5 protein-coding genes and 1 other RNA gene are annotated in these 7,619 nt (G+C 65.3%); 3 read left to right on the top strand and 3 right to left on the bottom strand.

All coding sequences use genetic code 11. The annotated features are described in order from the left end of the window. Positions 1-9 precede the first annotated feature (9 nt). Complete coding sequence (gene ligA / locus DNK34_RS23070) at positions 10-2,367, top strand: NAD-dependent DNA ligase LigA (protein ID WP_131177638.1); 2,358 nt, start codon at positions 10-12, stop codon at positions 2,365-2,367. A gap of 460 nt (positions 2,368-2,827) precedes the next feature. On the opposite strand, the gene DNK34_RS23075 is transcribed toward ligA, so the two are convergent. Both DNK34_RS23075 and DNK34_RS23080 read right to left on the bottom strand, forming a co-directional pair. Beyond that, complete coding sequence (locus DNK34_RS23075; RefSeq protein WP_131177639.1) at positions 2,828-4,540, bottom strand: OPT/YSL family transporter; 1,713 nt, start codon at positions 4,538-4,540, stop codon at positions 2,828-2,830. Between the two features lie 164 nt (positions 4,541-4,704). Beyond that, entirely contained in the window at positions 4,705-4,983 is a 279-nt protein-coding gene (locus DNK34_RS23080) for an HU family DNA-binding protein (RefSeq protein ID WP_131177640.1), read from the bottom strand. Between the two features lie 402 nt (positions 4,984-5,385). On the opposite strand from DNK34_RS23080, the gene DNK34_RS23085 reads away from it, so the two are divergent. Both DNK34_RS23085 and ffs read left to right on the top strand, forming a co-directional pair. Beyond that, the gene (locus tag DNK34_RS23085) at positions 5,386-7,020 is read left to right on the top strand and encodes a methyl-accepting chemotaxis protein (RefSeq protein ID WP_131177641.1); all 1,635 of its coding nucleotides are present in this window, start codon (positions 5,386-5,388) and stop codon (positions 7,018-7,020) included. 99 nt (positions 7,021-7,119) lie between these two features. After that, positions 7,120-7,215, top strand: an RNA gene (gene ffs, locus DNK34_RS23090) — signal recognition particle sRNA small type. 317 nt (positions 7,216-7,532) lie between these two features. Here the strand turns inward: ffs and DNK34_RS25805 are convergent. Continuing rightward, positions 7,533-7,619, bottom strand: an 87-nt coding sequence (locus tag DNK34_RS25805) for an OprD family porin (protein WP_165497344.1), incomplete at its 5' end; no start/stop codon positions are given.

A 7,619-nucleotide genomic window follows, 5' to 3' on the forward strand; every position in this document is an offset into this window, starting at 1 on the left:
ATTTTTGCAATGACCGACGCCGCCCAACGCATCCTCGAATTGCGCACCGAACTGGATGTGCACAACTACCGCTACCACGTACTCGACGAGCCGAGCATCCCGGATGCCGAGTACGACCGCATGTTCCGCGAGCTGAAGGCGCTGGAAGCCGAGCATCCCCATTTGATCACTCCGGATTCGCCGACCCAGAGGGTTGGCGATCTGGCGCTGTCGGCCTTCAGCCAGGTGCGACACGAGATCCCCATGCTCAGCCTGGGCAATGCCTTCGAGGAGAACGATCTGCGCGAGTTCGACCGCCGCGTGGTCGAGGGGCTGGACGCGCCCGCGGGCGAGCTGTTCGCCACGGTGGAGTACAGTTGCGAGCCCAAGCTCGATGGCCTGGCCGTCAGCTTGCTCTATGAGCAGGGCCAACTGGTGCGTGGGGCCACCCGCGGCGACGGCACCACCGGGGAAGACATCAGCGTCAACGTGCGCACCATTCGCAACGTTCCGCTCAAGCTGCACGGCACGGGCTGGCCCGATGTGCTGGAAGTGCGCGGCGAGGTGTTCATGTCCAAGGCCGGCTTCGAGCGGCTCAACGCCAGCCAGGCCGAGAGCGGCGGCAAGACCTTCGCCAATCCGCGCAACGCCGCGGCCGGCAGCCTGCGGCAACTGGATTCGAAGATCACCGCCAGCCGTCCCCTGGAGTTCTGTTGCTATGGTATCGGCCGGGTTTCCCACGACATCGCCACGAGCCACATCGACAACCTCAGGCAATTGCGCGAGTGGGGGCTGCCGATCAGCCGCGAGCTGAAGGTGGCGAAGAACGTGGAGGAATGCCTGGAGTACTACCGTGACATCGGCGCCCGGCGTAATACGCTGCCCTACGAGATCGACGGCGTGGTGTTCAAGGTCAACAGCATCGCCGCGCAGCGCGAGCTGGGCTTTCGCGCGCGGGAGCCACGCTGGGCCATCGCCCACAAGTTCCCCGCCACGGAAGAGCTGACCGAACTGCTGGGCGTCGAGTTCCAGGTCGGCCGCACCGGCGCGGTGACCCCGGTGGCGCGTCTCAAGCCGGTCAAGGTGGCCGGCGTGACGGTGTCCAACGCCACCCTGCACAACATGGATGAAGTGGCGCGCCTGGGGGTGATGATCGGCGATACGGTGATCATCCGCCGCGCGGGTGACGTGATTCCCCAGGTCATGCAGGTGGTGACCGACCGCCGTCCGGCCGATGCCCGCACGGTAGAGGTGCCGCAGCAGTGCCCGGTGTGCGGCTCTGCCGTCGAGCGCACCCAGTTGATCAAGCGCAGCAAGGGTCGCGAAACCGTCAGCGAGGGCGCGGTATACCGCTGTGTCGGCCGTCTGGCCTGCGCCGCCCAGCTCAAGCAGGCGATCATCCATTTCGTCTCGCGCCGGGCCATGGACATCGAAGGCATCGGTGAGAAGAGCGTCGAGCAACTGGTCGACGAAGGTCTGGTCGCTTCGCCGGCCGACCTGTACACCCTGCAGTTCGAGCAGATCGTCGGCCTCGAGGGCTTCGCCGAAGTCTCCAGCCGCAAGCTGCTGCAAGCCATCGCCGACAGCAGGCGTCCGGCCCTGGCACGCTTCATCTACGCCCTGGGTATCCCCGATGTCGGCGAGGAAACGGCCAAGGTGCTGGCGCGTTCCCTCGGCTCGCTGGAGCGGGTCATGCAGGCGCTGCCCGAGGTGCTGACCTACCTGCCGGATATCGGCCTGGAAGTGGCCCACGAGATCCACAGTTTCTTCGAGGACGAGCACAACCGCAGCGTTATCCGGCAACTGTTCGAGCGCGGCCTGGAGCTGCAGGACCAGGGCGAGCTGGGCGCCGAGTTCGCCGCCAGCACCACCCTGGCCGGTTTGCTCGACAAGCTGAACATTCCTTTCGTCGCGGCGACCGGGGCGAAGAACCTGGCCGAGCGCTTCGAGACCCTGGACGGCGTCATCGCTGCCGACTGGCTCGACCTCAGCGCGATGAAGGGCCTGAACGAAAAGGCCAAGCAGTCGGTGCGCGAGTTCTTCGGCAATGCCGAGAACGCCGAACGTGCGCGGGCCATCGAGGCGCAATTGCGCGCCTTCGGCATGCACTGGGAAAGCGCGAAAAAGGCCGTCGAAGGCCTGCCGCTCGCCGGGCAGACCTGGGTCCTGACCGGCACCCTGGAGCTGATGAGCCGCGATATCGCCAAGGGCAAGCTGGAGTCCCTCGGCGCCAAGGTCTCCGGTTCGGTTTCGGCCAAGACCACCTGCGTGGTGGCCGGCCCCGGCGCCGGTTCCAAGCTGAGCAAGGCCAACGAGTTGGGCATCAGCGTGCTGGACGAGCCAGCCTTTATCGCCAGGCTGGCCGACTACGGCATCGGTGCCGAGTAGGCCCCTGCGGGCGTGGGAGGGGCTTTAGCCGCGAGCTTTTTTGGGTGGCTGGCCATCCTGCGGGCCGTCGCGAGCGACGTCGAAATTGGCTCCCGATCCATTCTACGGGATTCAACAGTAAGCACAGAATTGCCAGACTCGTGTAGAAGCCGCGCCCTCGCGGCGAATCGTGGCCATAGCGCGATGTTTGCAGCATGGCCGCCATCGCATCGCGCCGGGTCGACGCTCCTACACGGCCTGCGGTTTGCCGCTTTTCTGTAGGAGCCGCGCCCTCGCGGCGAATCGTGGCCATAGCGCGATGTTTGCAGCATGGCCGCTATCGCATCGCGCCGGGGTAGACGCTCCTACGTGCGAACCCAGACTGCGAACGGGCTCTTGCAGGCCAAGGAGCAAGACGGTATCCACAGGCTGCCGCCGAGCTACGGCAGCGTCGCTTCCGCGTGCGGGACCGCCAGGTCGTTCAGCCACCGGCGAACATCATCCAGAACGAAGCGCCGACCCCGACGATGCTTTCACCCGCCACCAGGCCGGCGGCCGCGGCGATGCCGAAGCGTTCGCCCAGGCTGCGCCAGCGTGACTGCAGCACCCAGGCCAGCAGGGCGCCGAGGGTCATCATCAGCGAGATCGAGGCGGGAATGATGAAGGCCAGGCCGAAGGCTGCCGAGCTGGGTAGCAGGCGGGCGAAGGCCGATTGCGGCGGCAAGGTCGCCTCCAGCACACCGAAGGCCGCACCGACCAGGCCGCCGACCAGCATGGCCCAGCGAATGCTGCTGTCGAGCGAGTCGATGCCATAGCCGAGCACTTCGGCCACCGCCTTCCAGGTGGCGACCGCCGGCGCCGGCCATTGCGCGCTGATCAGCATGGCCTGTGGATCGGGAATCAGGATCTGGTACACCAGCACGCCGACGATGCTGCCGGTGACGATGCCCAGGCATTGGGCGATCAGTTGATGGTAGGGCCGGGCGCCAATGGCGTGGCCGACCCGGAAGTCGTTGAGCAGGTCGGTGCACTGGCCCGCGGCCCCGCCGGCGGTATTGGCGCTCATCAGGTTGATGCCGATCTGGCCCGGGGCGATGAGGCCGAAGGTCAGCTGCGACAGCTGGCCGGTGGCGCCGATCGGCGGAATGCCGGTGGCGCCCACCACCCGGGCGGCCATGCAGGCGAGCACCAGCGCCAGGGGGATGCTCAGCAGGGCCATCAGCGGGTCGATATCGAACATCAGCACCTGCAGGATGATCACCAGCAACGAGGACAGGCCGAGCATGGCCAGGGGCAGTTTCGCCGGGGCCTGAAAGCCGGCCCCGGCGCCTGTGCGGGTGATGTTGCGGCTACGCCGGTAACGCACGGCGAGCGCCGTCAGGGTGGCGCTCACCAGCAGGGCGACGCCTGGCCACAGCAGCCACTCCACCAGGACACCGAACTGCGGGCCACTGGCCGCCGCATCCAGTTGCACGAGCCCGCTGGCCAGCAGCCAGGGCGCCAAGCCACCCCAGGCCAGCAGTGCACCGAGCAGCAGCGACAGACCGACGCGGATACCGATGATGCCGCCAAAGCCGATCAGCAACGGCGAGGGATCGAGGTTGAAGGTCAGGCGCTCCAGAGTCGCCGTCGGCGTCCAGCGCGGCAGGCTGAACACGAAAGTGTCGGCCCACTTGATCAGGCCGCCGAGCAAGGCGGCGGCGCCCAGCACGTAGAGGCGCTGCAGCGCATCGCGGCCATGGCTGTAGACCTGCTGCATGGTTTCCAGGGTGGCCACCGCTTCGGGGAAGCGCAGGCGCGTGTCCTCGACCATGCTGCGGCGCAGGTACCAGGCGACCCAGATGCCGAGGAAACTCACCGAAAACACCCAGGCCATCAGCGCCGCGGCGTCGAGTCGTTCGCCGGTGAGCAGGGTATAGGCCGGAATCGGCGCCACCAGGCCGCCGGAGATGATCGAGGCGGCGGCCGAGGCGGTGGTCTGGTTGATGTTGCTCTCGCGCATGCTCCATGCCGTACCCAGGCGCCAGCGCTGCAGGCTGCGCCACAGGCCATAGCTGACCAGCAGGGCGATGATCGACATGTTGAACGACCAGCCGATCTTCAGTCCGGAATAGATGTTCGAGGGGGTCAGCAAAGCACCGAGTACGACGCCACTGAACAGCGAGCGAAAGGTGAGTTCGCGGTCGGTGGACATACGCAGCGTCCTGCAGAGAGAGAAGGGGCAACGCTGTTTTTGAGGGTGATGGCCGGCGAGGGTTCAGCTTGATGGGGCAGCGCGGACGGCTGGGGTGGCTCTGTGCGAAAGCGCGGAGCGGGGGCGTCATGGGACGTTCGGCACGAACGCCCCATGGCGAGAAATCAGTTGATCGCGTCGGTCAGGGCCTTGGCCGGTACGAACTTGACCACTTTCTTGGCCGCGATCTCGATCGCCTTGCCGGTCTGCGGATTGCGGCCGGTACGCGCCGGGCGCGCGCTGACTTTCAGTTTGCCGATACCAGGAAGCGTTATTTCACCACCATTTTCCAGTGCATCGCTGACGATTTCGCTGAGTTGATCGAGGGCCGAGCGAACGGTGGTCTTCGGCGTGTCGATGGCTTCTGCGATGTCACCGATCAGTTGGTCTTTGGTTATGGCCATGTGTAGCTCCTTGGAGGATAAAAAGTGTGGCATTGAGGGCGCCCGCGCATGCTCTGCGCCTGGCTGAACGGCTTTGCCAGCGACTGCCGGCAACCCCGGGCCACATTGTGACCCATTGGCGGGCGGTAAATTCCCGCTTTACTGCTCAATTACGGGGGGCGGCGCAGTTTTTTGCAGTGCTGCACAGTCCCTTCAGCGCTGTTTGCGGGTCGCTCGGCACCATTATTCCTGCGCTGACGAAGATTCCAGCTGGAGGTGGTGGCGGTTTGCCGCAGCGTACAAGTCAATCGCGGCTATGCTGCTTGGAAGCGGTGCCCCCGTCGATTCGTTTCTGAGGGTATCGGGAGCCCATCCGCTGAACCTTACATAAAAGAACCAATGGCTGTGCTGGGGGGCTGCTCAATGCTGCGTCTATTCGTTGACCTTGGATTCCGTTCGAAGATTGCCCTGCCGATCATCCTTCTGGCCTTGCTGCTGGTGTCGATGGGCGCGCTGGGCATGTGGGGCATCGGCCAGGTGGCCGACTCGAGTACGCGCCTGACCAACCGCTATCTGCCCGCGGTCAGCCTGCTGCTCAACGCCGATCGCGATCTGTACCAGGCGCTGGTGGCCGAGCGCAGTCTGCTGGATGAGGAAGCCCAGGCCCATGTCGCCGAACTCAGGGCGATGCAGGCGGAGAACGTCAAACAGGCAGCCGACCGGGTAAAGGCCTACGCGCAGATGCAGCCGGGTGACGAGGCGTTGCGCCTTGTCGCCGAGTTCGAGCGTAGTTTCGCCACGTGGAAGAGCACCGCCGAACAGGTCGTCCAGTTGACGGCCACGGATCCAGTGGCTGCGTCTCGCCTCAGTTTCGGTGACAGCGAAGCGCGGTTCGACAGCATGCGCGCTGTGATCGACAAGCTGGGTGAGCTGGAGGATCAGGCCGCTAACGAGCTAGGGGGCGCGGCCATCGAGCGCGGCAAACGTGTGGCCTGGCAACTGGGGGCGGTGATTGTCTGCGGCCTGTTGGTCTGCCTGTTGCTGGTGGTCGGTTTTCCCGTGCTCATCACCCGGCCGTTGCACCGGCTGCTCAATCGTATCGAGCAGATCGCCGACGGTGATGGGGACCTGCGGGGGCGCCTCGAGGTAGCCTCACGCGATGAGCTGGGGCGCCTGAGCCAGGCGTTCAACCGTTTTCTCGACAAATTGCAGCCTTTGATCAAGGAGGTCGGGCGGGTCACGGAAGAGGTCGCCGATTCGGCGCAGAGCCTGGCTGGCATGGCCGCCGCCAATGACCGCCTGATCCACAGCGAGCATGCCGCGGTCGATCAGGTCAGCACGGCGGCCACCGAGATGAGTGCGGCGGTGCACGAGGTGGCGCGTAGCGCACAGGGCGCTGCGGATGCCGTGCGCAGCGCCGAGGCGCAGTCCCGTGACGGCGCCCAGGTCGTGGGCGCCACCATTCATTCGATTCGGCAACTGGCGCAGGAAGTGGAAAGCGCCTCGGGCACCATCCAGGCGCTCGAGCAGGAAGCGGGCAGGATCGGCGAAGTATTGTCGGTGATTCGCGGCATCGCCGAGCAGACCAACCTGCTGGCGCTCAACGCCGCCATCGAGGCGGCTCGTGCCGGCGAGCAGGGCCGCGGTTTCGCGGTGGTCGCCGATGAGGTGAGGGCGCTGGCGGCGCGTACCCAGGAGTCGACCAAGGACATCCAGGAGATGATCCAGTGCTTGCAGAGTGGGGTGCAGAATGCCGTCAAGGTCACTCACTCCGGCAGCCAGCGTGCGCGCGACAGCGTGGAGCAGGCGGCGGGTGTCGATCAGGCGCTGAGCGACACCAGTGAGTCGCTGCAGCGCATCAACGACATGGCTGCACAGATCGCCACCGCCTGCGAGGAGCAGAGCAGCGTCACCGAAGAAATCGCCCGTAACATCAGCGATATCCGCGAACTGTCCAACGAGGCCGCGCAGACCTCGAAACAAAGCACGCAGGCCAGCCAGCGCCTGTCCGAGCTGTCCACTGGCCTCGCGCAACTGGTTGGGCGTTTCCGCGTATAGCCCTGAGAAAACGCTAAGTGCTTGAAGCAGTTGTAAGTTCGGCGCAAGCCGGTACAATGGCGCCGGCTCGCTGCATGGCGAGCCGCGTTATGGTGGCCCTGCCGGTCCCCCGCAACGATTACCCGTGAACCTGGTCAGATCCGGAAGGAAGCAGCCACAGCGGGAACATTGTGTGCCGGGGTGTGGCTGGTAGGGTCGCCTCCATTTCAACGCCCGTTCGGGTGTCCTCTGTCAATCAATCTGCCTGCCTGTCCACGCTCGGTGTCGCCGCAGCGGCGTTTGCGCTCGTCCGTGTGCACCCGCGATAAAAAATGGCCGGGAGCCATTTTTAACGTCGCTTGCGATGGCCCGAAGGGTGGCCGCCGCCAGGGATGGCAGGCCATAAAAAATAGCCGGGAGCTATTTTTAACGTCGCTTGCGACGGCCCGGAGGGTGGCCGCCAGGGATGGCAGGCCATAAAAAAGCCCGTCGTGAGGACGGGCCGAAAAGTGCCATGACCCGGGAGTGATCGGTTACAGGAACGAGATCGGGTAGTTGAAGATCAGGCGGTTCTCGTCGAACTCGTTGCTGCTGTAGTCGCGGCGCATGCTGGAGTTGCG

Origin of the sequence: Phytopseudomonas dryadis (assembly GCF_004327355.1) — a bacterium.
GTDB classification, from domain to species: Bacteria; Pseudomonadota; Gammaproteobacteria; order Pseudomonadales; family Pseudomonadaceae; genus Aquipseudomonas; species Aquipseudomonas dryadis.

Bases quoted from the DNA above. Each gene is read 5' to 3' on its own strand.
- DNK34_RS23080 (WP_131177640.1), bottom strand. From the start codon at position 4,983: ATGGCCATAACCAAAGACCAACTGATCGGTGACATCGCAGAAGCCATC.
- ligA (WP_131177638.1), top strand. From the start codon at position 10: ATGACCGACGCCGCCCAACGCATCCTCGAATTGCGCACCGAACTGGAT.
- DNK34_RS23075 (WP_131177639.1), bottom strand. From the start codon at position 4,540: ATGTCCACCGACCGCGAACTCACCTTTCGCTCGCTGTTCAGTGGCGTC.
- DNK34_RS23085 (WP_131177641.1), top strand. From the start codon at position 5,386: ATGCTGCGTCTATTCGTTGACCTTGGATTCCGTTCGAAGATTGCCCTG.